We start from the raw sequence: 23086 nt of genomic DNA on the forward strand, positions 1-23086 counted from the left end.
ACCGGGGGAGTACTGTAATCGAGTCCCAGAGGTAAGGCACGCCTTACCATCATCACACCAGGCCACACTCGCGCTCGCGTGCCGGCCGTTTCCCGCAGAGGCACACATGCTCGGAACCTTTCTCATCGGCTTGCGTGAAGGCCTCGAGGCTGCGCTCGTTGTGGGGATCTTGCTCGCCTACGTGCAGCGCATCGGCCGGCCCGACGTAGCTCGGAGGATCTGGGCGGGCGTGGGCCTTGCTGTGCTCGCGTCGCTCACCGCAGGAGCCATCCTCACCTTCGGTGCGTACGGGCTCTCCTTCCAGGCGCAGGAGATCATCGGGGGCACGCTCTCGCTCGTGGCTGTCGGCCTCGTCACCTGGATGGTGTTCTGGATGCTGCGCACCGCGCGCGGCATGAAGTCGGAACTCGAGGGGCAGCTGGGCGCGGCAATTGCCGGCTCAGGCTGGGGCATTGTGGCCGTCGGTTTTCTCTCCGTGGGGCGTGAGGGCCTCGAGACCGCGCTCTTCATCTGGGCCACCACCCGGTCGGCGGGAGAGAGCCCGCTCGTCGGCCTGCTCGCGGCGATCGCCGGAATCCTGCTCGCCTGCGCGCTGGGCTGGCTGATCTACCGCGGCATGCTGCGCGTGAACCTCGCGAAGTTCTTCACCTGGACTGGCGCACTGCTCATCGTGTTTGCTGCCGGGGTGGTGGCGTACGCGATCCATGATCTGCAGGAGGCCGCCGTGCTTCCCGGGCCCTTCGCCGTCGCCCCTGAGGGTGCGGGCGCATTCCTCCAGTCCTGGTACGGCGAGGCCGCGTGGGCCTTCCGGATCCCGCAGGTGATCGCCCCGGACGGGGTGCTGGGCAGCCTCTTGAAGGGCACCATCGGCTTCACGCCCGAGATGACCAAGCTCGAGCTTGTCGGGTACGTGCTGTACCTCGTCCCCACGCTCACCCTCTTCCTGCGCCGCGCCCTGCGGCCGGCCGGGCGGCCCACCGCCAGCGCCGCGTCAGTTTCTCACCCCGCACCCACCCACTAGGAGTCACCGTGCAGACCCGATCCACCCTTACCCTCGCCGCCGTCGTCGCGACTGGCGTGCTCACCCTCACCGGTTGCGTGCCAAACGCCGGGACGGGCGCCGCAGCCGCGCTCACCGTCGACTCGTCGGCGGATGCCTGCGCGGTGAGCGCGGACACCGCAGCGAGCGGCCCCATCACCTTCTCGGTCACGAACTCGAGCGAGCAGGTCACCGAGTTCTACGTGCTCGCGGAGAATGAACTCTCGATCGTCGGCGAGGTGGAGAACATCGCCCCCGGCGCGAGCCGCGACCTGACGCTCGTCGCGCAGCCCGGCACCTATTACACGGTGTGCAAGCCGGGCATGGTGGGTGCGGGCATCGGCAAGATGCCCTTCACCGTGACGGGCGAGACGGTCGAGGCGAGCGCCGATGACGCGGCGGCCGAGGAGGCTGCTGTGACGAGCTACACCGCGTACGTGAAGAGCCAGGCCGCGGAGCTCGTGCCGCAGGTGCAGGCGTTCGTCGACGCGTACGCCGCGGGCAACGACGACGAAGCGCGTCGCCTCTTCCCGCTCGCACGTGTGAGCTACGAGCGCATCGAGCCCACCGCAGAGCAGTTCGGTGATCTCGACCCCGCGATCGATTACCGCAAGCCGGGCGCTGAAGCCGAGGGCCTGCCGTTCACCGGCTTCCACCGCATCGAGATGGACCTCTGGCTCGACGAGGCGAAGAAGAACTACCCGGATGAGCAGCTCGTTGCGCTGACGCCGGCGGAGCGTGCAGAGGTGGGCGACAAGCTCGTTGCCGACATCACCTCCCTCTACGATCTCGTGCACTCGGATGACTTCTCGCTGACGCTGAGCGACATCACGAACGGCGCGATCGGCCTGCTCGACGAGATCGCCGCACCCGACGGCAAGCTGCCCGGCGAGGAGAACGAGTTCGCCCACACCGATCTGTACGACTTCCGCGCGAACGTCGAGGGCGCGCAGGTCGCGTACGAGGCCGTGCGCGACATCGCCGCGGCGAAGGGCGACGATGGGGCCAAGCTCACGAAGACGCTCGACGCGCAGTTCGACGGCATGCTCGAGCTGCTCGCCACCTACGGCGACTACGAGGCCGGCTTCGTCGACTACTCGACGGTGGATCAGAGTGCCCGCGGTGAGCTCGGCGCACAGCTGAACGCGCTGAGCGAGCCGATGTCCCGCCTCACGCACACGGTGCTCGGGATCAGTGCCGAGTAGCGAGCGTCGCGTCAGCCGACGCGGCCTGCTCGGCCTGCTCGGCGCTGGCACCGCCGGCCTCGCGGTCGGCGGTGCCAGCGGTGCTGCGCTCGCGCACGCCGCTGGACGTGGCGCGCTGGGCGGCGACGGCGGCGCTGGAGCCGGCGACCGGGTCATCCCGTTCCACGGCGCTCACCAGGCCGGAATTGTCACGCCAGCGCAGGATCGCCTGCACTTCGCGAGCTTCGAGCTGCTGCGGGGGGTCGACCGTGAGGCGCTGATCGAGCTGCTGCGCGACTGGACGGCGGCGGCCGAACGGCTGACCCGCGGCGAGGACGTGACCGCGGCTGGCGCGGTTGACGGCCCACCGCTCGCTCCGCCCGATGACACAGGGGAGGCGCTCGGCCTGGGCGCCGCAGGGCTCACCCTGACCTTCGGGTTTGGGCCCTCGCTGTTCTCGAACGCGGAGGGTATCGATCGGTTCGGGATCGCGGATCGCAGGCCCGCGGAGTTCACCGAGCTGCCCGCGTTCGCGTTTGATCTGCTCGATCCGGCGACGACGGGTGGCGATCTGTGCGTGCAGGCGTGCGCCGATGACCCGCAGGTCGCCGTGCATGCGATCCGAAACCTCAGCCGCATTGCCATGGGGAAGGCGCGTATCCTGTGGAGCCAGCTCGGCTTCGGCCGGACCTCATCGACGTCACTGAACCAGGACACGCCGCGCAACCTGTTTGGGTTCAAGGACGGCACCGCGAACGTCATGGCGGAGGAAAAGGATGCGCTCGCCGAGTACATCTGGGCGCCGAAGAATCATCCGCAGGCGTGGCTGCGCGGTGGCAGCTACCTCGTCGCGCGGAAGATCGCGATGACGATCGAGACCTGGGACCGGGCGTCGCTCGCCGAGCAGGAACAGATCGTTGGCCGCACGAAGGGCGAGGGCGGCCCACTCTCCGGCGGAGCCGAGTTCGACGCCCCCAACTTCGCGGCGCAGTCGACGGAGGGTGGCCCGGCGATCGCCGTGGACGCGCACGTGCGGTTGGCACATCCTGAGCAGAACGGCGGGCTGCGCATGCTGCGCCGCGGCTACAACTACGTTGACGGGTCGAACCCGCTTGGCCAGCTGGGGGCCGGGCTCTTCTTCATCAGCTACCAGCGCACGCCCGAGACGTTTGTGCGCGTGCAGCAGAGCCTCAAGAGCGATGCGATGAATGAGTACCTGCGGCACGTGGGCTCCGGCCTGTGGGCGATTCCGGGTGGCATCCAGCCTGGGGAGTACGTGGGCGAGGCGCTCTTCACGAAGTCTGCGTAGCTGCGCGGCGTCGCTCACCGCGGCGCCGCGCGATGCGACCGCAGAGCCACATCGCGATCGCGATGAGGCCGCAGCTCGCGAGGAGCACCCCGGCGAGCGCGCCATCGCTGACGCTCAGAAACCAGGAGATCACGGGATGCTCGGCCACCGACTGCGGGGTCGGCTCCCACCACCGGTTCGAGCCGCGCACCGACGTACCTCGGCGGATCTCCTCCGCGTCGATGAACGTGGCGAGCCAGGGGCGCACGATTGCGTTCAGGAGTACGCCGACCGCGAGTGGTGACATGATGATCGCGATGTCCCGGCGAGCCCTGCGCCGGATCGCGGGATCCTGATCTGCTGGCATGAGCCCGGGCTCCGTTCGGTCCTGCGGAAGTGTGCGCTCCAGTCTATGCGGCACCAGGGTTTTCACCCGCCGTGGAGGGCCGCGGTGCTATCCTGAGAAGCGCGGGCGCTTGCCCGTGACAACGATGAACCGAGCACACGGTGGCTGGTCTTCGGTGGTGGATCCCTCCCAGTTCGTTCCTGGGATCGCGGGGGTGGCCTTCCACTGTTGATCAGCACTCGCGAACGCCCCGGCGTCGGCGAGCGGTTGCCGCGTGCCCACCCCAAACAAAGGAGAGCCCGTGGAGGGTCCCGAGATCAAGTTTGCCGAGGCAGTCCTCGACAACGGCAAGTTCGGAAAGCGCACGATCCGCTTCGAGACCGGCCGACTCGCGCAGCAGGCGCAGGGCGCGGTTGCCGCGTACCTGGACGAGGAGACGATGCTCCTCTCAGCCACCAGCGCATCGAAGCAGCCGAAGGATCACTTCGACTTCTTCCCCCTGACCATCGATGTCGAGGAGCGTTCGTACGCCGCGGGCAAGATCCCCGGCTCGTTCTTCCGTCGCGAGGGCCGCCCCTCGACTGAGGCGATCCTCGTCTGCCGCCTCATCGACCGTCCCCTGCGCCCCTCCTTCGTGAGCGGTCTGCGCAACGAGGTTCAGGTCGTCATCACCGTCCTCTCGATCGCACCCGGCGAGTTCTACGACGCGCTCGCGATCAACGCGGCATCCGCGTCCACGCAGATCTCGGGCCTGCCCTTCTCGGGACCGATCGCCGGCGTGCGCCTCGCGCTCATCGGTGACCAGTGGGTCGCGTTCCCGAACGTCGAGCAGCTGAAGGAAGCCGTCTTCGATATCGTCGTGGCCGGCCGCGTCGTCACCGACAAGAACGGCAACGACGACGTCGCGATCATGATGGTCGAGGCAGAGGCAACCGAGCACAGCTGGGAGCTGATCCGCGGCGGCGCCACGAAGCCCAACGAGGCCGTGGTCGCTGAGGGCCTCGACGCTGCAAAGCCCTTCATCGCGCAGCTGTGCAAGGCGCAGTCGGAGCTCGCCGCGCAGTCGGCCAAGGAGGTTGCGGACTACCCCGTCTTCCTGCCGTACTCGGACGAGGTGCTCGCTGCTGTCGACGCGCTCGCACGCGAGGAGCTCGCGCCGATCTACCAGATCGCCGACAAGCTCGAGCGTCAGGACAAGGACGACGCTCTGAAGGCGCGCGTCAAGGAGCAGATCGCTGCGAAGGTTGACGCCGGGGAGCTCCCCGAGTCGGCGAACGCGGAGGTTTCGGCCGCGTACAAGTCGGTCACCAAGGACATCGTGCGCAGCCGCGTGCTCGCCGAGGGCATCCGTATGGATGGCCGTGGCACGAGCGACATTCGCGCGCTCGACGCCGAGGTGCAGGTCATCCCGCGCGTGCACGGCTCCGCGATCTTCCAGCGCGGCGAGACCCAGATCATGGGTGTCACCACGCTGAACATGCTCAAGATGGAGCAGCAGATCGACTCGCTGTCGCCCGTCACGAGCAAGCGCTACATGCACCACTACAACTTCCCGCCCTACTCGACCGGTGAGACCGGCCGCGTTGGCTCGCCCAAGCGCCGCGAGATCGGCCACGGCTTCCTGGCCGAGCGCGCACTCGTGCCCGTGCTGCCGAGCCGCGAGGAGTTCCCCTACGCGATCCGCCAGGTGTCCGAGGCGCTCGGCTCCAACGGCTCGACGTCGATGGGCTCGGTCTGCGCCTCGACGCTGTCGCTGCTCAACGCCGGTGTGCCGCTGCGCGCACCCGTCGCGGGTATCGCGATGGGCCTCGTGTCCGACCAGGTGGATGGCGAGACCCGCTACGCGGCGCTCACCGACATCCTGGGCGCTGAGGATGCCCTCGGTGACATGGACTTCAAGGTTGCCGGCACGGCCGACTTCATCACCGCGATTCAGCTCGACACGAAGCTCGACGGCCTCCCCGCCGACGTGCTGAAGGGCGCGCTGACGCAGGCTCACGAGGCTCGCCTCACGATCCTTAGCGTGCTGAACCAGGCGATCGACGCGCCCGACGAGATGGCGCCCACCGCGCCTCGCGTCATCACGGTCAACATCCCCGTCGACAAGATCGGCGAGCTGATCGGCCCCAAGGGCAAGACGATCAACGGCATCCAGGACGAGACCGGCGCCGACATCTCGATCGACGACGACGGCACCGTGTACATCGGCGCCACCGACGGCCCCGCCGCCGAGGCTGCGCGCGCGCAGGTCAACGCGATCGCGAACCCGCAGAACCCCGAGGTCGGCGAGCAGTACCTCGGCACGGTCGTGAAGAACGCTGCATTCGGTGCGTTCGTCTCCCTGCTCCCGGGCAAGGACGGCCTGCTGCACATCTCCGAGGTGCGCAAGCTTGCCGGCGGCAAGCGCATCGAGAGCGTGGATGACGTGCTCTCGGTGGGCCAGAAGATCCTCGTGAAGATCACGAAGGTCGACGACCGTGGCAAGCTCTCGCTCGAGCCCGTGCTCGAGGAGCAGGCTGCTGAGGCAGAGGCTCCCGCAGCTGAGGCCGAGGCCCCCGCAACGGAGTAACTCTCCGAGGTGTGGCGCGGCGGCCCGCTCGCCGCGTCACACGCCTGACGCCCGCCGTCCCGGTTTCCGGGACGGCGGGCGTTTTTCATTGCGGTGTGCCTGGTGGTATCGGGGAGCCGCCTCGCCTGCCAAACTGGACGCATGGCGGATACTCAGAACGGCCGGGTCGCGGTCTACCTCGACTTCGACAACATTGTGCTCTCCTGGTACGACCGGGTGCACGGGCGAAACTCGTTCGCGCGCGATCGGCAGAAGATCACCGAGGACCCCACCGCGCCCGATGTCACCGAGCGCTTGCAGGCCGCCGCGGTGAACGTGGGTGCGATCATCGACTACGCGTCGTCCTTCGGCACGCTGGTGCTCACCCGTGCCTACGCCGACTGGTCGGCCTTCGTGAATGCGGAGTACCGCTCGCAGCTCGTCGCCCGGGCGGTCGACCTCGTCCAGCTGTTCCCCGCCGCCGCCTACGCGAAGAACGGCGCCGACATTCGCCTCGCGGTTGATGCGGTCGAAGACATGTTCCGACTGGATGACCTCACACACGTGGTGATCGTCGCGGGGGATTCGGACTACGTTCCGCTCGCCCAGCGGGTGCGCCGCCTGGGGCGGTACGTGGTCGGAATTGGCGTAGCCGGCTCGACCGCGAAGTCGCTGAAGGCCGCCTGCGACGAGTTTGCAAGCTACGACGATCTGCCTGGGGTCGAAGCGCCGAAGCGCGAACCCGCGCCGGCAACGCGCGGGCGCCGGGGGCGTGGAGCAAGCGGTGGCGCCCAGTCGGACGGGGCCGTCTCCGGGAAGGCGGACGCCGCGACCGAATCGGCTGTCGCCGGCGACGCCGCGGCAGACACCGCCTCCGCGGGTGCTGACGCCGGCTCGGCGCGCGGCGCAGAGCCGGCGGCTCGCTCGGGCTCATCGTCCCGCGGGCGCGGGCGACGGGGGAGCGGCCGCTCGGCCGATCGCGACGACACCGCCAGCTCGACCGGCGCGACGGACGCGGACGAGCCCGCAACGACTCCCGGAGCCGCAGAGAACGACACGCCTGATGACTCCGTCGAGACCGAGCTTTCCGGGCTCATCAATGCGCTCGACGCACTGGAAGACGAGCACGACGCAGACCACGACGACGATGGCGACGATCCCGATCTGGATGCCACCGGGCTCCTCATTCGTGCGCTGTGGCTCAGCCAGGACAAGGACGACTCCGGTTGGCTGTATAGCTCCGCGGTCAAGCAGCAGATGCGACGCATGGATCCGTCATTCTCCGAGCGCGCGCTCGGCTTCCGTTCCTTCTCCGACTTCCTGAAGTCGCGCTCGGATATCGCCGAGCTCGAGGAGAGCGGGCACGAGCGCCTCGTGCGGCTGAAGGACCAGAGCCACTAGCACGGCCTGGGAATTCGCGGCGCGCGAGGATGGTGCCGCGTCGGCGCAGTGTGCGCACGGCCCCCGCGGGCTAGGCTGGTGGGATGCGTGATCCGATCCTCCTCCCGCTCGACCAGGCCGAGCTCACAGTTGACCTGAGCGGTAGCCTCATGCGCCGCACGGTGCACCCGAGCGGCCTGCGCGTGCTCACCGAACTCATGCCGAGCGCGCGCAGCGCGTCGATTGGCTTCTGGGTGGGCGTCGGCTCCCGCGATGAGCAGTCGGAGCGCGACGACGCCCCGGGCAGCTTGGGATCCACACACTTCCTCGAGCACCTCCTGTTCAAGGGAACCCCAACACGCGATGCCTACGAGATCGCGACGAGCTTTGACCAGATCGGTGCCGAGCACAACGCGCTCACCGCGAAGGAGTACACCTGCTACTACGCGAAGGTGCGCGACGCGGATCTGGACGACGCGGTGATCGTGCTCGCCGACATGGTGCTGAACTCGGTGCTCGACCCCGATGAGTTTGAGACCGAGCGAGGCGTGATCCTCGAAGAGCTCGCGATGGCCGCTGACGACCTTGCTGACGTGGCAAGCGAGCAGCTGTTCGAGGAGGTGCTGCGAGATCACCCGCTCGGCCGTCCCATTGGAGGCTTGCCCGAGACGATCCGCGGCGCGCGGCGTGACGACGTGGAGCGACACTACCGCAACCAGTACGATCCCTCGACGCTCGTGGTGACTGCCGCGGGCGCGGTAGACCACGACAAGCTGGTCGCTCAGGTCGTCGCGGCACTGAATGCGTCGCCCGAGGAGCGGTGGCACACGGATCGCGCGGCGCTGCCCGTGCGGCGCGTCCAGGGTACCGGGGCGACCGAGTCGGTGGCTGGCGCTGCGGCGGCGGCACTGGCGCCCGCCCCGGCCGCGGCGGCACCGCGCATCAGTGTGACCGCGCGACCGAGCGAGCAGATCAACCTCATGATCGGCGCGGATGGGCTGCGCGCGGGCGATCCGCGTCGCTTCGCCTTCGGCATCATGAACTCCGTGCTGGGCGGTGGCATGTCCAGCCGCCTGTTCCAGGAAATCCGTGAGAAGCGGGGGCTTGCCTACACCGCCTACTCGTTCGGTGCGAGCTACTCGGACGCCGGGCTGTTCGGGATCTACGCCGGCACGGCCCCCGAAAAGGCGGCCGACGTGCTCGAGCTCAGCCAGCTGGAGCTGCAGCGCATCGCCGATGCCGGGATCACGCCGGAGGAGCATGAGCGGGCGCTTGGCCAGATCGCGGGCTCCTCCGCGCTTGCGCTCGAGGACTCAGACACGCGCATGGGTCGCCTTGCGCGGGCCGAGCTCGGTGCTGGTGAGCTCTACGATCTCGATGCGTCGCTCGAACGCTTCACAGCGGTCACGGCGGAGGAGATCACGAGTATTGCTGCGGAGATTGCCGCGCGCCCCATGACGGTGGTCGCGGTGGGCGACGTGTCGCGTTCGTCGCTGCAGCCTACGGACGCCTAGCGGGGCGCTGGCCGCACCTCGCCCGCTCCACCCCCGCAGGGGAGTTTGCCTGCGGGGAAGGCGAGGCTACGCGCTGCGCTTCCCGAGCTCGCGGAGCTTGCGCACACCCGCACGCCAGTACACCTGGGGGAGCGGCACCGTCTTGCCGCGGTAGAGGCCCTGGATTGCCGGGATGAGGCGCTTCGTGCGGGGAGTGAGCGCGTAGTGCTCCTCCTGCGAGCGGCTGCGCGTCACCAGCATGCCGATGTCGAGCCCGCGACCGCGCACCTCGCCCTCGCCGACAGCGCGCATCCAGAACACCTCGTCGGGGTCGGTGAGCGCCTGCCAGTCGAGATCGGCCGACACGAATTCCAGCCGGGCGCCGTCGTCAAGCACACGGTAGCGCCCGGTGCGCGGTGCCTCGAGCACGCGGTCGACCTCGGGGCCGGGGTACTGAATGACGAGCGTGCTCCACGTCTCGCCATCGAGCGCCGCGGCACGCTGCGCCTGGATCGTTGCGAGATCCAGCTCGAAGTCAACATCCGAGAACTGCAGCACGTGGTATGCGAAGAGCGGCAGCGTCGTATCGCCCGGCGTGAGGTTCGAGTGTGAGGATGATCCGCTGATGCGCGGGTTCAACTCGCCGAGGTAGACCTCGTTCGTGTCGGTATCGAGCAGCACACTGACCTCGAGGATGCCGCGGTACCCCTCGGCGCCCAAGCGCGCGCAGAACCGCTCCACCAACGCGAGCGTGCGCGCACGTGCATCGTCGTTCAGGAGGGCGGGGTAGAGCTCGCTGCCGGCCCATCCGCCCTTGTACGCGGTGAGTTCCGGGTGCCCGGTGATCTCGCGCAGCACGGGGCCGGTCACCGTCGCGTTGTCGGTGATCACGGCCTCCACCGCGAGCGGAAGATGGTTGATGTGTCGCATCACCTTGATCTGCGGACCCGTGATCTCGCTCGCGACGCGCTCGAAGTCGGCGTGCGACGCAACGAAGTAGGTGGTGCGGCCAGAATCGCCGTACGGAAGCTGGATCACGAGGTTCTCGCCGAGGCCCCCTGCCTCAGCCTGCGCGCGCAGGTCATCCCACCCGGTGATAGTCGTGAGGATATTGGGCACGCTCGGAGCGCCGGCCTCGTTGCCGAGCTGCGTGGTCATGATCTTGGAATCGAGCGACTTCCGCAGCGCGACCCGCGGCATCGCCAGCTCGTAGCCGAGTGAAGCGCACAGCGCCTCGGTCTGCTCGTCGAACATCGCGATGACCACCTTTGGCCGCAGCCCGGCGGGGGTGTTCGCCGCAATATACTGCTGCACCTGGTCGTTGGCGAGGAGCCAGTTGACGATGTTGATGTTGCCGCGCGGCTCAAGCGCCGGCACGTTGCTCGGTGCGAATGCGCGCGGGTGCGCCCCGTCCCAGCTGTCGCGCAGCGTGATGTAGTGGAAGCCACCCACCCAGCGATCCACACCGAGCAGGTTTGTCGCAGAGCGGCTCACGTAGAAGAACGGCTGTGGGGAGTCACGCAGGTGCTCCGTGATCTGCTCGAGGGAGGTCAGTCGCGCGCGCTGGGGGGCTGAGCCCGAGGAGGTCGTCATATTTCGAGGGTACCCCAGCTCGGGATCGCCCTCAGGGCGCCCACAGACTTCTCGCGCGACGGCGGGGAAGCCGTGCGGCGGTCGCGCAGCCACGCCCCCGGTATTCTGGAGCTATGTCAGTGCGTGTTGCGGTCTCCGGCGCCTCCGGTCGTCTCGGTTCTCTGGTGTGCGAGGTGGTCGAGCAATCGGCGGAGTGCGAGCTCGTTGCTCGCCTCGGCCGCGCCTCGGACGACAACGCGGGAGCCGACGCTGCGGTGCTCGTCGACGTGAGCCACCCGGATGCATCGCCGGAGATCGTCGAGCGCGCGCTCGCGCGCGGGCAGCGCGTCATTATCGGAACGAGTAGCTGGTCGGCGGACCGCCTGGCCTGGCTCGCCGAGCAGGTCGATGCACACTCGGGCACCGTCCTTGTGGTGCCGAACTTTTCGCTCGGCTCCGTGCTCGGCACCGCGCTCGCGCGCATCGCTGCGCCATACTTCGATGCGGTCGAGATCGTCGAGGCCCACCACCCGCACAAGGTGGACTCGCCCTCGGGCACCGCGGTCCGCACCGCGGAGCTCATCGCGGAGGCTCGTGAGGGCCGCGCGATCGACGCGCCGTTTGCGGAGCAGCCCGCCCGTGGCGAGCTCGTTGCTGGAATCCCCGTGCACAGTCTGCGCCTCGCGGGCGTCGTGGCGAAGCAGGAGGTCCGTTTCGGCGGCCCGGGTGAGGTGCTCACCGTGACGCACGATACCCACTCGAACGATGCGTACCGCGCGGGCATCACCGCGGCCCTGCGCTTCATCACGGAGGCGAGCGGGCTGACGGTCGGCTTGGACCGGGTCCTGGGGGTCGGCGACGCTTCCGCGTCCGCGGCGACCGCGCCGGCGGGAGACCTCGCGTGAGCGCGCGCACCCGCGCCATCATCGGCGTCACGATCATGAGCGTGCTGCTCGTCTTGTACTTCATCTTCGCGGGAATCCGCGCAGTGGGGCTGCTCTCTTCGGGCACGCTTGTGCCGATTGTCATGGGCGTCGCTATGTTGGTGTTGCCGCTGCTCGGTGTCTGGGCGCTCGCGCGCGAGCTGATGTTCGGGCGCCAGGCCACCCGCCTGGCAGATCGGCTCGACGCCGCGGGCCTCATGCCTGAGGAACCCGTGGCAACCCGGCCCTCAGGCCGCCCCGAGCGCGCGGACGCCGACGCTGCGTTCCCGCGCTACCGTGCGGAGGTAGAAGCGAACCCAGAATCGTGGGAAAGCTGGATGCGCCTCGGCATTGTGTACGACGCATGCGGTGACCGAAAGCGCGCAAGAGGGGCGATTCGCGAAGCGATTGCCCTCGAAAAGAACGAAATCAGTGGGATTTCTTCGAAGGATTAGGGAAAACGGCATCCCCTGCATAGACTCGATGCCCGAAAGACAGGGATCGGGGCCCAGATGACCCCGTACGGATTCCATCGCCGGAATCACCTGTAGCTGACGATGCGCACCATCACGCGCCAGAAAGCACGGTTGTCATGGCCAAGTATGACCTCAACGCTCCCGAGCCACGAACTCGAACGCTTGACTCGGTCACCGGTATCAGCAAGAAGGGCCTCCCGTCGGGAACCGTGGGGGTCATGGGCGCCCTTGTCATCGGTCTCTCGGTGTGTGCTCCCGCGTACACGCTGACGGCCGCAGTCGGCCCGGCCGCGAGCGAGGTGGGCTACCAGACTCCCGCGATCTTCCTCATGGGCTTCATCCCCATGCTGCTCGTGGCACTCGGCTACCGCGCGCTCAACTCCGCGATGCCCGACTCGGGAACCTCCTTCACCTGGGCCGCGCGCGCTTTCGGCCCGTGGGTGGGCTGGATGGCGGGCTGGGGCCTCATCGCAGCAACGGTGCTGGTGCTCTCAAACCTCGCGGGAATCGCCGTCGAATTCCTGTTCCAGTCGATCAGCATCATCGCAGATGACCCCTCGATCGCTGAGCTCTCGGGCAACAAGCTCATCAACATCCTCGTCTGCCTCTGCTTCATGGCGGTTGCGACGTTCATCTCGTACCGCGGCATGACGTCGACGAAGATCTTCCAGTACATCACCGTCATCTTCCAGATGGCCATCATGATCTGGTTCATCGTCGCAATGTTCGTCGGCGCCGCTGATCCCGCCAACGAGGCCGGCCGCGTCCCCGAGCTTTCCTGGTTCAACCCGCTTGAGGTGGACAGCTTCAGCGCGTTCGCCGCAGGTATCGCCGTCTCGATCTTTGTGTACTGGGGCTGGGACACCGTGCTCACGATGGGCGAGGAGACAAAGCCGTCGAAGGGTCGCCTCTCCACCGAGAGCAAGGCTGCGATGATCCTCGTTCTCATCCTTGTTGTGCTCTACGTCAGCACCGCCGCGGCCACCGTCGCATACGCGGGCCTGGGCGAGACCGGCACCGGCCTGAACAACCCGAAGATTGCCGAGAACGTCTTCGCCGCGCTCGCGCATCCCGTGATGGGCCCCGCCGCGATCCTGCTCTCGCTCGCGATCCTTGTGAGCGCCATGGCCTCGATCAACTCGACTGCGATCTCGCCGGCACGTACGCTCCTCGCGATGTCGCACTACGGTGCGCTGCCGCCCGCCATCAAGAAGATCCACCCGAAGTACAAGTCGCCCTACGTCGCGCTGATGCTCTCCTCGATCGTCGCCTCGGTGTTCTACGCGATCATGCGCTTCCTCAGCGAGGACGTGCTCTGGGACACGATCACCGCCCTCGGCATGATGGTCTGCTTCTACTACGGCATTACGGCGCTTGCGAGCCCCTGGTACTTCCGCAAGACCGCCGGCAAGGAGGGCCTCGGCTCGGTGATCTCGAAGATGGTGCTCCCGGGCCTCGGCGGCATCATCCTGCTCATCGTGTTTGTGCAGACCACGGTCGACAGCATGGATCCCGCGTTCGGCTCGGGCTCGAACATCGGCGGCATTGGGCTCGTGGGCATCATCGGTGTCGTGGTGCTCGGCCTCGGCGTCGTGCTCATGTTCGTCCAGGCGAAGGCCTCGCCCGCGTTCTTCCGCGGCCAGGTCCTCGCGAAGGCGGATGCGGCGTCCGACACTTCGGCGATGCCTGTGTTTGACGATGGGCTCGGTTCCTAGCCACTCGTGTGCGCCCGGTGGGGCGCTTCGGCCTCGGCGGGCCGCGGATCATGACGATCTGCGGCCCGCCGAGGCCGTTTTCGTTCGGGATCGCTGAGCGCTCACCGCAGCGGCTCCGGTCCGTCCCGGGGGAGGTGTGGGGTGAGCGGTCGCTCGCTAGAATCGGTGACGTGTGGTGCGACCCGGGGAAGGGTAGCGCATGATTGGGGAATCATGAAGCGGGTGCAGCAATCGGAGATGTCGATTGCGGCTGCCGCATTTCTCTTCTCGGGCACCTGCCTCGCGCTGCTCAATGCGACCGCGCTGCGGCAGAACGATGAGCCGCGCCCCGATCTCTTCGCCACCGCGCTTGCGGGCCTCGTGGCGTGCGGGGTTATCCTGCTGCTCGGTCGACGGTTCACGCGGGCGGCTGCGGGCACGCTGATGGTGCTCGTGTTGCTCGTCGTCGTGCCTTCCGTGCTGCTCGTGCCGACGATGCTGCGCGCGGTGAACCTGGGCCTCCTCTTCCTCCCGTTCTTCCTGTTCCTCGTGTGGTTCATGCCGATGTGGTTCGCGCGGCTGCTCGGCTCCGTCTGGATTCTCCTGTACGCCGCGATCATGCTGGGCCGGTTCGGGATCCAAATGGGAACGGTCGTGCTCACGATCGGGGTGACCGGCATCGTGATTGGCGAACTGGTGGGCCACTTCAAAGCGCGGCTCGAACGCACCTCGCTCACCGATCCGCTCTGCGATGTGTGGAACAAACGTGGCTTTGAGCGACTGCTCGGCTCGGCTGTCACCGCGGCGGAGCGCGGGGGCCACCCGCTCTCCCTCCTGTACCTCGATCTCGACGGATTCAAGGCCGTGAACGACGCGCTGGGGCACGGCGCCGGCGACGCGTTACTGCGGGGCTTCGCCACGCAGATGGGGCAGCGGACGCGACCGGAAGACGTGTTTGCGCGCTTCGGGGGCGACGAGTTCGCGCTACTACTCGTCGACGTCGATCAGGCGGGGGCCGTGCGCACCGCCGAGCGGCTGCGCGGCGTGATCACTGAGCCGGCCTGGTCTTTCGGGGTGTCTGAGTGGCGGCCGGGGGAGAGCTCCGCTGAGTTCATCGAGCGCGCGGATCTCCTCATGCTGAGTGCGAAGCGGCGCGGCCGTCCGCTCCTGGCGGAACGCGCGGAGTCGCCCGGCACGGCGGTTCCCGAGTGGGGCGCGGGTACACTGGGGGCGTGAGCGCCAATCAGATTCCCACCCCCTACGAAGACCTGCTGCGCGAGGTATACGAGCGCGGCGATGCGAAGTCGGACCGCACGGGAACCGGCACTCGGAGCCTCTTCGGGCGACAGATCCGCTTCGATCTCGCGGAGTCGTTCCCGCTGCTCACCACGAAGCGCGTGCACTTCAAATCGGTCGCGGTTGAACTGCTGTGGTTCCTCCGCGGCGAGGGGAACACGAAGTTCCTCACCGACAACGGGGTGACCATTTGGGACGAGTGGGCCGATGAGAATGGTGACCTTGGCCCGGTCTACGGCGTGCAGTGGCGTTCCTGGCCCACCCCCGCGGGCGAGCACATCGACCAGATCGAGCGCGTCATCGAGCAGATCCGTGAGACGCCCGACTCGCGGCGCATGATCGTGTCGGCCTGGAACGTCGCCGACCTTGACGAGATGGCGCTCATGCCGTGCCACGCGTTTTTCCAGTTCTACGTCGCGGACGGCAAGCTCTCCTGCCAGCTGTACCAGCGCTCGGCCGACATGTTCCTCGGCGTGCCGTTCAACATCGCTTCGTACGCGCTGCTCACGCTCATGGTTGCGCAGCAGACCGGGCTTGAGCCCGGCGAGTTCATCTGGACGGGCGGCGACTGCCACATCTACGACAACCACGTCGAGCAGGTCGAGTTGCAGCTCAGCCGTGAGGCGCTCCCGTACCCGAAGATCGCGATCCGCAAGGCAGAGTCGATCTCTGACTACACACTCGAGGACTTCGAGGTGCTGGGCTACGAGCACCATCCGGGCATCAAAGCCCCGGTGGCGGTCTAACCATGGCGGGGGAGCGCCCGCGGCTCGGCATGATCTGGGCCGAAGCTCGGGGCGGGGCGATCGGCCGCGCGGGCGACATGCCCTGGCATCTGCCTGAGGACCTCGCGCACTTCAAGCGAAGCACCCTGGGTGCGCCCGTGATCATGGGGCGGCGCACATGGGAGTCGCTGCCGGAGCGCGTTCGGCCGCTGCCGGGCCGCTCGAACATCGTGGTGACCCGAGACTCGACGTACGCGGCGCCCGGCGCCACCGTGGTCGGCTCGCTCGACGCAGCGCTGCAGGCGCTCGACTCGGACGCGGGACCAGACGTGGATTCCGGTGCGCAGCCGGGCGTCGTGGACGCGTGGATTATGGGCGGCGGCGAGCTCTACCGCAGCGCCCTGCCGCACGCGAGCGAGCTCGTCATCACCCGGATCGCGCTCGACGTGCCCGATGCTGATACCTTCGCGCCCCAGCTCGGGGCTGAATGGCAACTCGCTGAGGCCGGAGTGGATGAGCGTGCGGCAAGCGGGCTGGGCTACCGATTCGAGCGCTGGCTGCGCGTCACCGAATGACGAATACGGTCTCCCGGTGAGCGAGGGGCCGCGGCGTCCGGTAGCCTAGGGTGGTGGCAAATCAGGAGAATCCCTTCGGACAGGTACTCGTCGCGCTCGTCACGCCCTTCCAGGCGGACGGCGAGGTCGATTGGCCTGCTGTGGAGAAGCACATCGACGATTGCATCGTCAGTGGCGCCGACGGCATTGTCGTCACGGGTACCACTGGCGAGACCAGCACGCTGACGGACCCTGAGAAGCTCAAACTCGTTGAGGTGGCAAAGTCGGTCTCCGGTGGCCGCGCAAAGATCATCACGGGCGGTGGCTCGAACGAGACCGCGCACGCGATTGAGCTGTACCGCGCCAGCGAAAAGGCGGGCGCAGACGGTGTGATGATCGTCACCCCGTACTACAACAAGCCCACCCAGGCGGGCCTGCTCACGCACTTCCGCATGGTCGCCGACGCGACCGACCTGCCCGTGATCCTCTACGACATCCCCGGTCGCACCGGCGTACCGATCACGTACGAGACGATCCTCCGTCTCGCGAAGCACCCGAACATTCTCGCGGTGAAGGACGCCAAGGGCGACTTCAGCGAGGTCAGCCGTGTGCTGAACCAGACCGATCTCATGTACTTCTCGGGCGACGACGCAAACGTGCTGCCGCACCTCGCGATCGGCGCGACCGGCCTCATCGGGGTCACGGCGAACATCGCCGCGGCGCCGTACCGCGCCATCATCGACGCCGTGAACGCAGGAGACCTGCACACCGCGCGCGACGCACACCAGAGCCTCGAGCCCCTCGTGCGCGCCGTGATGACGCACGTTCCCGGCACGGTCGCGGCGAAGTACATCCTGCACGGCCTCGGCCGTATCGGCAGCCCGCGCGTCCGGCTTCCCCTCGTGGGGCCGGAGGAGTGGGAGGCCGCACTCATCGAAGACGAGCTCGCGCTCGTCAGCGACGTCCCCGGCGTCGACCTTTCAAACTTCAGGCCGGACCGCAATGCGGCTGCCGGCGGTGCCCTGCCCAAGATCGCAGGCACCACCCGCTAACAAACAGGAGGCTTTGTGCCCAACCCCCCTTACGCGCCCCCCGCCCTCGAGCAGGGAACACTGCGCATCACGCCGCTCGGCGGCCTCGGCGAGGTCGGCCGGAACATGACCGTCTACGAGATCAACGGCAAGTTGCTCGTCGTTGACTGCGGCGTGCTTTTTCCCGAGGTCCAGCACCCCGGTGTTGACCTCATCCTGCCCGATATCTCGAAGATCGAGGATCGCCTCGGCGATATCGTCGCGGTCGTCCTCACGCACGGCCACGAGGACCACATCGGTGGCGTTCCCTACCTGCTGAAGAAGCGCGAGGACATCCCGCTCGTCGGCTCGAAGCTCACCCTCGCATTTGTTGAGGCGAAGCTGAAGGAGCACCGCATCCGCCCCGTCACGAAGGTGGTCGCGGAGGACGAGCGTGTGCAGTTCGGCCCGTTCGATCTTGAGTTCATCGCGGTGAACCACTCGATCCCCGACGCGCTCGCGGTCGCGATCCGCACCGATGCCGGCATGGTGATCGGCACGGGCGACTTCAAGATGGACCAGCTGCCGCTTGACGGTCGCATTACTGACCTGCGCGCGTTCGCGCGACTCGGCGAGGAGGGCGTTGACCTCTTCATGACCGACTCGACCAACGCCGATGTGCCGGGCTTCACCTCGCCCGAGAAGAACATCGGTCCCGTTATCGAGCAGGTCATCGCGAAGACGAGCGGCAAGGTCGTGGTGGCGAGCTTCTCGAGCCACGTGCACCGCGTGCAGCAGGTGCTGGATGCGGCCCAGGCGAATGGCCGCCGCGTCGTGCTGCTCGGCCGTTCGATGGTGCGCAACATGAAGATTGCGGCCGACCTGGGTTACCTCGACGTTCCCGAGGGCGTGCTTGTCGACCTCAAGAAGAGCGGCGACATCCCCGATCATCGGATCGTGTACATGTCCACCGGTTCGCAGGGTGAGCCGATGGCAGTGCTCAGCCGCATGGTGAACCGTGAGCACCAGGTCGAGGTGGGTGAGGGCGACACCGTCATCCTCGCGTCGAGCCTGATCCCAGGCAATGAGACTTCTGTGTACCGCGTGATCGACGGGCTGATCAAGCTCGGCGCCAACGTCGTGCACAAGGGCAACGCCAAGGTGCACGTCTCGGGCCACGCGTCCGCGGGCGAGCTGCTCTATTGCTACAACATCGTGCGCCCGAAGAACGTGATGCCGATTCACGGCGAGCACCGCATGCTCGTCGCGAATGCCGCGCTCGCGATCGAGACCGGGGTGCCGCAGAATCGCACCGTGATCGCCGAGAACGGCACGGTCGTTGATCTCGTTGACGGTGTCGCACGGCCCGTCGGCCAGCTCGATATCGACTTCATCTACGTCGACGGCAAGAGCGTTGGCCGGGTCACCGAGGACGATCTGCGCGACCGTCGCACGCTCGCCGAGGAGGGCTTCATCTCGGTCATCACCGTTGTGGAGACCACACTCGGGCAGATCGTGTCCGGCCCCGACATCCACGCGAAGGGTGTCGCAGAGGAGAAGCACGTCTTCGAGAAGATCAAGCCCCAGGTCGCGAAGGCGCTTGAGGATGCCATGAAGGACGGGATCACCGATCACCACCAGCTGCAGCAGATCACGCGCCGCACCGTCGGTCGCTGGGTCGGCACCAAGCTGCGCCGCAAGGCGATGATCGTGCCCGTCGTCGTGGTGGTGTAGGGAGTATGGCCAACTTTTTCCAGACTGAACGCTGGTGGCAGTTCCAGTCGGAGCTCGGAGAGAAAGTCATCTCTGGCTCCGGCACCGACTGGCACTACTTCGGGCGAATCGTGCGCGATTCGCTCGGCCCCTACCTCTACCTGCCCTACGGGCCGGTAGTGCGTGACGAGCGCGGCCTCGACGCGGCGATTGCCCACGCGAAGGCGCAGGCCAAGCAGCTCGGCTGCTACCGCCTGATCATCGAACCCTCGCTGCCGATCACCCCCGCGCAAGCGGGGAAGCGCGGCAAGCGCATGCTCACGGGATTCCAGCCCAGCCGCACGCACGTGGTCGACCTCACGCAGAGTGAGGAAGACATCATTGCCGGCATGAACACCACCCGCCGCAAGCAGTACCGCGGCGCGGCAAAGCGCGGCTACAGCTTCGCTGAGCTGGCGGACGAGGCGGACTACCAGCTGGGGATCGAGCTGCTCCGCCAGACGGGCGAGACGCGCTCGTTCGAGGTGCGCGATAGCGAGTACTTCACGCACTTCCGTGGACTGGTGGACGAGGGCATCGCCCGGGTATTCACCGCGAAGCAGGATGGCGAGACCAAGGTGGTCGGCTACGTCGTCGACGACGAGGACACTCGGTATTACCTCTACGTGGGCCGTGACACCTCGAACGTGAGCATGCACATCTCCGGGCCGTTCATCGCGTATTTGATGCTCGACGCCAAAGCGCGGGGGCTCAGCACCTTCGATTTCTACGGGATTTCAGCGCGCGACGATGTGCCGGACGAGTGGACCGGCTTCACGACGTTCAAGCGCACCTTCGGGGGGCACGCCGTGCAGTTCTCGGGCGCGTGGGAGATCCCCGTGCTCCCCGGAAAGTACGCCCTGCGTCGCACCCTCGACTGGGCGCACGAGCTTCGCGCGAAGGCCGCGGCCCGGAAGGCGAAGCCCGCCGAGGCAGCACCCGCGGAACCCACAAAGGACTAGACAGATGAGCCTGCTGCGCGCGAGCGCCGTCATGGCGACGGGAACGATCCTCTCGAGAGTTCTCGGCCTCGCCAAAGTGATCGTGCTCGCCGCCGCGATCGGCCAGACGAGTTCGATCTCGGCCGACGCGTTTGCGAACGGCAACATGCTGCCGAACACGGTCTACACGATCTTGCTCGGCGGCATGTTGAACGCCGTGCTTGTGCCGCAGATCGTGCGCGCCGCACGGAATCCTGACGGCGGCACCGGCTACATCAACAAAGTGCTCACGTTCGTGATCGTTGCGCTCACGATCATCACGGCGCTCGCGATGCTCGGCGCGCCGCTCCTCGTATGGCTGTTCCAGCTCTCGTGGCCCGCCGACCAGCTGGCGCTCTCTGCCGCTTTCGCCTACTGGTGCCTGCCGCAGATCCTGTTCTACGGAATCTATACGGTGATGGGGGAGGTGCTGAACGCGCGGAGCGTGTTCGGCCCGTACACCTGGGCGCCCGTGCTGAACAACATCATCAGCATCGCGGGCATCGTGCTCTTCATGATGTGGTTCGGCGCCGACCCCACCGGTGCGCGTGCCCCCGGCGATTGGAACGGACTCGCAATCGCGGTGCTTGCGGGCAGCGCGACGCTCGGCGTCGTGGCGCAGGCGCTCATCCTCTTCGCCTCGTGGCGCCGGGCGGGCCTCAGCTATCGCCCCGACTTCGTGTGGCGGGGGATGGGCCTCGGTGCAACCGCAAAGATCGCGAGCTGGAGCCTCGCCATGATCGCCGTGATCCAGATCGGCGGTTGGGTGACCTCGAACGTGGTGGGCACGGCGACCGGCCAGGGGCCCTCGTCGGCTTCGCTCGGGAACGCCTGGCTGGTGCTCATGATGCCGCACTCGGTACTCGCGGTGTCGCTTGCGACCGCGTACTTCACACGTTTCGCCGAGGCGGGACGCGACGGTCGCATGGCAGATTTCCGGGCGGACTTCTCCGCCTCGGTGCGCCAGGTGTCGCTCGTGATGGTGTTCGCCGCCGGCGCGATCTTCGCCGCCGCAACGTTCCTCAGCCCGCTCATTGAGCGCGGCTCCCCGCTGCAGGTCGAGCAGTTTGCGCTTGTGCTGCGCACCTACGTGCTCTGCCTCGCGCCGTTCAGCTTCCTGTTCATCGTGCAGCGCTCGTTCTATGCGCTGTCTGATACGCGCACGCCGTTCATCTTCACCTGTGTGCAGCAGGGGCTCTTCATCGTGCTCGCGGTGACGTGCCTGTGGGTGCCCGCAGACATTCGTGGCGCAGCGGTCACACTTGCGTACTCAATCGCCACATTTGCGCAGGCCCTCGTCGGCACCATCCTGCTGCGCAGAAAGATCGGCCGGATCGATGGGCAGCGCGTGCTGGGCAGTATGGTGCGATTCACGCTCGCGGTGCTGCCTGCGGTGCTCGCTGGCCTGGGTGTGAGCCTTGCGCTGCAGCACTGGGTGCCCGCCTACAACGTTTGGCAGTCCTTTGCCTTCGCGATCGTGGTGGGGATCGCGGTGGGACTTGTGTACCTCATGGTGCTGCTCGCGATGCGCTCACCCGAGATCACCGAGATCGCCGGCACCCTCCGCCGCAAGCTCGGCCGCGGGTAGCCAGCCAAAACTCCAACAGCCACCCTGCAGTGCGGAATGAGGAGCGCTGCAGGGTGGCTGTCGTGTGAGACGCCTGTGTGGCTAGTACAGCCCGATGTCCTGGTACTTCGAGCGGTGTAGCTTGGCGACCACGCGCTCGCCGATCCGCTGCCACAACCGGTAGGCGCCCGCCTTGATCGGCAGATCGAAGGCGCCGATGTAGTCCGTACGCTCGCGAGCGAACGAGAGCTTGAAGAGCCCGAGCCCATACGAGGGGTGATCGGCGGTGCTCGTGGCCCACGCGGGTGCGATGCCCACGAGGTCGATCTCCGTCGCGCCGGCCGCCTGCGCATCGAGCATCATCTGCCAGATCAGCAGGTTCGACATGCCAGGGGAGACGCGATCGCGCTCGGAGCCGCCGTCCTTGTAGAACGCGCGCTTGCCGATGACGATCATGTAGCTCATCACCGCGGGGGTGCCGTCGACGTTGATCGCGTAGAACTGCCCTTGGCCCGCGCTCGCGAAGCCTCGCCACAGTGACTCGGTGTACGACTTCGGCCGCAGTGCAAGGTTCGCGGTGCCGCCGCCCACCAGCCGCATGAGGCGGTGCATGTGGCCGAAGGTCTCCTCGGATGCCGGGAGCTGCTCGACAATCGCCCCGTCGCGTTGCGCGCGGCGGATCATGTTGCGGCACTTCTTGTCGAAGCTCGCGATGAGCTCGTCCTCGCTCCGCTCGAGCGACACGATTGCGGTGCTCGCGCTGCCCTGGATCGCGGGGCGGCGCACCGCGCCGAGCGCGGCGAGCGGTGCAGGCGCCGGTCCTTCGAGCTCGCTCAGCTCACTCACCGCGATGGGCGGTTCGAACGTGATGGCGAACACGCTGCGCGCTTCGCGCTGCGCAAGGTCTCGCAGCGCGGCAACATGCTCCGCGAGCCCGTTGAGCTCGGTCACGGCGGGGCCGCGAGTGATGTACCAGAGCCGCCCCAGCAGGGGGACTTTGCGCTCAAGGACGAGCGTGACGCTCACGCGGGAGTCGGCCCGCTCGAACACGACGTAGCGGGGCTGCCAAGCGACCGTGCGCTTGGTGTCCGCAAGGGTGGTGGAGACGAGGAAATCACCCCCGTCGGGGTTGTCTGCGAGAAGGGTATCCCAGGAACTGATTTCTTGAGGCGTCGCGTAACGGGCGCGAAGCGCGGGAGCACTCATGACGATCGAGTCTAGCCGTACCTGCTGAAACCGGCGCGGAGGCGCGCATTCCG

At 67.3% G+C, this 23086-nt stretch carries 19 protein-coding genes; 16 read left to right on the top strand and 3 right to left on the bottom strand.

Features of this window, described 5'->3' with window-relative positions; genetic code table 11:
* The first annotated feature begins 106 nt into the window (after positions 1 to 106).
* From efeU to efeB, 3 genes are read left to right on the top strand one after another with little or no spacing between them, the layout of a single operon-like run.
* Positions 107 to 1021 (top strand): iron uptake transporter permease EfeU, encoded by a 915-nt coding sequence (gene efeU, locus D3226_RS04620; protein ID WP_202381185.1) that lies wholly within the window; start codon positions 107 to 109, stop codon positions 1019 to 1021.
* A gap of 8 nt (positions 1022 to 1029) precedes the next feature.
* Positions 1030 to 2244 (top strand): iron uptake system protein EfeO, encoded by a 1215-nt coding sequence (gene efeO / locus D3226_RS04625; RefSeq protein WP_202381186.1) that lies wholly within the window; start codon positions 1030 to 1032, stop codon positions 2242 to 2244.
* Complete coding sequence (efeB, locus tag D3226_RS04630) at positions 2234 to 3532, top strand: iron uptake transporter deferrochelatase/peroxidase subunit (RefSeq protein ID WP_202381187.1); 1299 nt, start codon at positions 2234 to 2236, stop codon at positions 3530 to 3532. The genes efeO and efeB overlap by 11 nt, the downstream gene beginning before the upstream one ends.
* Here the strand turns inward: efeB and D3226_RS04635 are convergent.
* Complete coding sequence (locus D3226_RS04635) at positions 3516 to 3878, bottom strand: hypothetical protein (protein WP_202381188.1); 363 nt, start codon at positions 3876 to 3878, stop codon at positions 3516 to 3518. The genes efeB and D3226_RS04635 overlap by 17 nt on opposite strands.
* Before the next feature lie 280 nt (positions 3879 to 4158).
* Here D3226_RS04635 and D3226_RS04640 point away from each other — a divergent pair, with 280 nt between their 5' ends.
* The 3 genes from D3226_RS04640 to D3226_RS04650 all read left to right on the top strand — a co-directional run bounded on the left by D3226_RS04640 (position 4159) and on the right by D3226_RS04650 (position 9299).
* A complete protein-coding gene (locus D3226_RS04640) occupies positions 4159 to 6426 on the top strand; it encodes a polyribonucleotide nucleotidyltransferase (RefSeq protein ID WP_202381189.1) in 2268 nt (755 codons plus the stop codon).
* A 141-nt stretch (positions 6427 to 6567) separates the two neighbouring features.
* Complete coding sequence (locus D3226_RS04645; protein WP_202381190.1) at positions 6568 to 7806, top strand: NYN domain-containing protein; 1239 nt, start codon at positions 6568 to 6570, stop codon at positions 7804 to 7806.
* An 83-nt stretch (positions 7807 to 7889) separates the two neighbouring features.
* A complete protein-coding gene (locus tag D3226_RS04650; protein ID WP_202381191.1) occupies positions 7890 to 9299 on the top strand; it encodes a M16 family metallopeptidase in 1410 nt (469 codons plus the stop codon).
* Positions 9300 to 9365: 66 nt separating this feature from the next.
* On the opposite strand, the gene D3226_RS04655 is transcribed toward D3226_RS04650, so the two are convergent.
* Positions 9366 to 10871, bottom strand: coding sequence for a biotin carboxylase (locus D3226_RS04655; RefSeq protein ID WP_202381192.1), 1506 nt, complete (start codon positions 10869 to 10871; stop codon positions 9366 to 9368).
* A 113-nt stretch (positions 10872 to 10984) separates the two neighbouring features.
* Here D3226_RS04655 and dapB point away from each other — a divergent pair, with 113 nt between their 5' ends.
* From dapB to murJ, 10 genes are all read left to right on the top strand, one after another.
* On the top strand, positions 10985 to 11755 hold the full coding sequence (gene dapB, locus D3226_RS04660; protein ID WP_202381193.1) for a 4-hydroxy-tetrahydrodipicolinate reductase: 771 nt from the start codon (positions 10985 to 10987) through the stop codon (positions 11753 to 11755).
* Positions 11752 to 12228: a hypothetical protein gene (locus D3226_RS04665; RefSeq protein ID WP_337248896.1), complete on the top strand. Its 477-nt coding sequence runs from the start codon at positions 11752 to 11754 to the stop codon at positions 12226 to 12228. Before dapB ends, D3226_RS04665 begins: the two co-directional genes overlap by 4 nt.
* A 137-nt stretch (positions 12229 to 12365) precedes the next feature.
* Positions 12366 to 13964, top strand: coding sequence for an APC family permease (locus D3226_RS04670; protein ID WP_202381194.1), 1599 nt, complete (start codon positions 12366 to 12368; stop codon positions 13962 to 13964).
* A gap of 213 nt (positions 13965 to 14177) precedes the next feature.
* On the top strand, positions 14178 to 15179 hold the full coding sequence (locus D3226_RS04675) for a GGDEF domain-containing protein (RefSeq protein ID WP_202381195.1): 1002 nt from the start codon (positions 14178 to 14180) through the stop codon (positions 15177 to 15179).
* Positions 15176 to 15985 (top strand): thymidylate synthase, encoded by an 810-nt coding sequence (locus tag D3226_RS04680; RefSeq protein ID WP_202381196.1) that lies wholly within the window; start codon positions 15176 to 15178, stop codon positions 15983 to 15985. The genes D3226_RS04675 and D3226_RS04680 overlap by 4 nt, the downstream gene beginning before the upstream one ends.
* Before the next feature lie 2 nt (positions 15986 to 15987).
* A complete protein-coding gene (locus D3226_RS04685; protein ID WP_237462231.1) occupies positions 15988 to 16539 on the top strand; it encodes a dihydrofolate reductase in 552 nt (183 codons plus the stop codon).
* A gap of 53 nt (positions 16540 to 16592) precedes the next feature.
* Positions 16593 to 17570 carry a 4-hydroxy-tetrahydrodipicolinate synthase gene (gene dapA / locus D3226_RS04690; RefSeq protein WP_202381197.1) on the top strand — a complete coding sequence of 326 codons (978 nt, stop codon included), beginning with the start codon at positions 16593 to 16595 and terminating at the stop codon, positions 17568 to 17570.
* 15 nt (positions 17571 to 17585) lie between these two features.
* Positions 17586 to 19262 carry an RNase J family beta-CASP ribonuclease gene (locus D3226_RS04695; protein WP_202381198.1) on the top strand — a complete coding sequence of 559 codons (1677 nt, stop codon included), beginning with the start codon at positions 17586 to 17588 and terminating at the stop codon, positions 19260 to 19262.
* Between the two features lie 5 nt (positions 19263 to 19267).
* Positions 19268 to 20242, top strand: a complete 975-nt coding sequence (locus D3226_RS04700) for a lipid II:glycine glycyltransferase FemX (RefSeq protein ID WP_202381199.1) — start codon at positions 19268 to 19270, stop codon at positions 20240 to 20242.
* 4 nt (positions 20243 to 20246) lie between these two features.
* Positions 20247 to 21848 (top strand): murein biosynthesis integral membrane protein MurJ, encoded by a 1602-nt coding sequence (gene murJ / locus D3226_RS04705; protein ID WP_202381200.1) that lies wholly within the window; start codon positions 20247 to 20249, stop codon positions 21846 to 21848.
* 81 nt (positions 21849 to 21929) lie between these two features.
* Here the strand turns inward: murJ and D3226_RS04710 are convergent, their stop codons facing one another.
* The gene (locus tag D3226_RS04710) at positions 21930 to 23033 is read right to left on the bottom strand and encodes a lipid II:glycine glycyltransferase FemX (protein ID WP_202381201.1); all 1104 of its coding nucleotides are present in this window, start codon (positions 23031 to 23033) and stop codon (positions 21930 to 21932) included.
* Positions 23034 to 23086: the final 53 nt, after the last annotated feature.

Origin of the sequence: Leucobacter chromiireducens subsp. chromiireducens (assembly GCF_016758255.1) — a bacterium.
Taxonomy (GTDB): domain Bacteria; phylum Actinomycetota; class Actinomycetes; order Actinomycetales; family Microbacteriaceae; genus Leucobacter; species Leucobacter chromiireducens.